The sequence below is a fragment of the Streptomyces sp. NPDC001056 genome (genome assembly GCF_053598955.1).
Map to the genome: position 1 here is coordinate 1 of NZ_JBSFLI010000099.1, position 1,972 is coordinate 1,972.

Here is a 1,972-nt window from a genome sequence, read left to right on the forward strand (position 1 = left end):
GGCTGGGGCACGGTCGAGGGCCGTACGGTCTTCGTCTACGCCCACGACTTCCGGATCTTCGGCGGCGCGCTGGGCGAGGCCCACGCCACCAAGATTCACAAGATCATGGACATGGCCATCGCGGCCGGCGCGCCGCTCGTGTCCCTGAACGACGGCGCGGGCGCCCGCATCCAGGAGGGCGTCAGCGCGCTCGCCGGGTACGGCGGCATCTTCCAGCGCAACACGAAGGCGTCGGGCGTCATCCCGCAGATCTCCGTGATGCTGGGCCCGTGTGCGGGCGGCGCGGCGTACTCGCCCGCGCTGACCGACTTCGTCTTCATGGTCCGCGAGACCTCGCAGATGTTCATCACCGGCCCGGACGTGGTCAAGGCGGTGACCGGCGAGGAGATCACCCAGAACGGCCTGGGCGGCGCGGACGTGCACGCCGAGACGAGCGGCGTCTGCCACTTCGCCTACGACGACGAGGAGACCTGCATCGCCGAGGTGCGGTACCTCCTGTCGCTGCTGCCGCAGAACAACCGCGAGAACCCGCCGCGGGTGGAGTCCGCCGACCCGGTGGACCGCCGCTCGGACGTCCTGCTCGACCTGGTCCCGGCCGACGGCAACCGGCCGTACGACATGGCCAAGGTCATCGAGGAGATCGTCGACGACGGCGAGTACCTGGAGGTCCACGAGCGCTGGGCCCGCAACATCATCTGCGCCCTCGCCCGCCTCGACGGCCAGGTGGTCGGCATCATCGCCAACCAGCCGCAGGTCCTCGCGGGCGTGCTGGACATCGAGGCGAGTGAAAAAGCTGCGCGCTTTGTCCAGATGTGTGACGCTTTCAATATCCCGATCGTGACCTTCCTGGACGTTCCCGGGTTCCTTCCGGGCGTCGACCAGGAGCACGGCGGGATCATCCGGCACGGCGCGAAGCTGCTCTACGCCTACTGCAACGCGACGGTGCCGCGGATCTCGCTCATCCTGCGCAAGGCGTACGGAGGTGCCTACATCGTCATGGACTCCCAGTCGATCGGCGCCGACCTCACCTACGCCTGGCCCACGAACGAGATCGCCGTGATGGGCGCGGAAGGCGCGGCCAACGTCATCTTCCGCCGCCAGATCGCCGAGGCGGAGGACCCCGAGGCCATGCGGGCGCGGATGGTCAAGGAGTACAAGTCCGAGCTGATGCACCCGTACTACGCCGCCGAGCGCGGCCTGGTCGACGACGTGATCGACCCGGCCGAGACCCGCGAGGTGCTGGTGAAGTCGCTGGCGATGCTGCGTACCAAGCACGCCGACCTCCCGTCCCGGAAGCACGGCAACCCCCCGCAGTAACCCAGCGGACATCTCTCTTACGGAGACTGACACCCATGAGCACTCCCGACATCCGCGTCGAGAAGGGCCACGCCGACCCCGAGGAGGTCGCCGCCATCACGGCCGTCCTCCTCGCCCGCGCCGCCGCCCGCCCCGAGCCCACCCACCACCGCCCCCACCCCAAGGCCGGCTGGCGCCGCCTGGACCGCGAACCGGGCTTCCGCGCCCCGCACAGCTGGCACGGCTGAGGCAGGAAGACATAAAAGCAGGGCCCCTCTTCGGAGGGGCCCTGCTTGTTGCGCCCCCAAGGGGGCGGGGCGGTACCGACACGCGGCTCCGCCGGGCGGGCGTGAGCGACCACGAGCTGCCCGCACACGGCGTACAACCGCGACGGGCAGCTTGGGAACCTCGAACCCACCTACCGCGACACTTACCGCAGACGGGCCATCAGCGCGTGCTCGACCAGCGTGATGAGCGCCGACTTGGCGTCGGCGCGGTGCCGGGCGTCGGTGGTGATGATCGGTGTGTCCGGGCCGATCTGCAGCGCCTCGCGCACCTCGTCCGGGCTGTACGGCTGGTTGCCGTCGAAGCCGTTGAGGGCGATGACGAACGGCAGGCCGCTGTTCTCGAAGTAGTCGACGGCGGGGAAGCAGTCGGCGAGCCTGCGGGTGTCGAC

The 1,972-nt window shown here is 69.6% G+C and carries 2 protein-coding genes and 1 pseudogene; 2 read left to right on the top strand and 1 reads right to left on the bottom strand.

Annotated elements, in window-relative coordinates:
• Both ACWDD7_RS37630 and ACWDD7_RS37635 read left to right on the top strand, forming a co-directional pair.
• On the top strand, nucleotides 1-1,317 hold a 1,317-nt coding region (locus ACWDD7_RS37630; protein ID WP_450460704.1), incomplete at its 5' end, for an acyl-CoA carboxylase subunit beta.
• 35 nt (nucleotides 1,318-1,352) lie between these two features.
• Nucleotides 1,353-1,544, top strand: a complete 192-nt coding sequence (locus tag ACWDD7_RS37635) for an acyl-CoA carboxylase subunit epsilon (RefSeq protein ID WP_285560134.1) — start codon at nucleotides 1,353-1,355, stop codon at nucleotides 1,542-1,544.
• Nucleotides 1,545-1,726: 182 nt separating this feature from the next.
• Here the strand turns inward: ACWDD7_RS37635 and ACWDD7_RS37640 are convergent.
• Nucleotides 1,727-1,972, bottom strand: a pseudogene (locus ACWDD7_RS37640) (ATP-binding protein); the annotation flags it as partial.

What these genes read in the sequence shown, in the direction of transcription:
- ACWDD7_RS37635 (WP_285560134.1), top strand. Translation starts at nt 1,353, where the DNA reads ATGAGCACTCCCGACATCCGCGTCGAGAAGGGCCACGCCGACCCCGAG.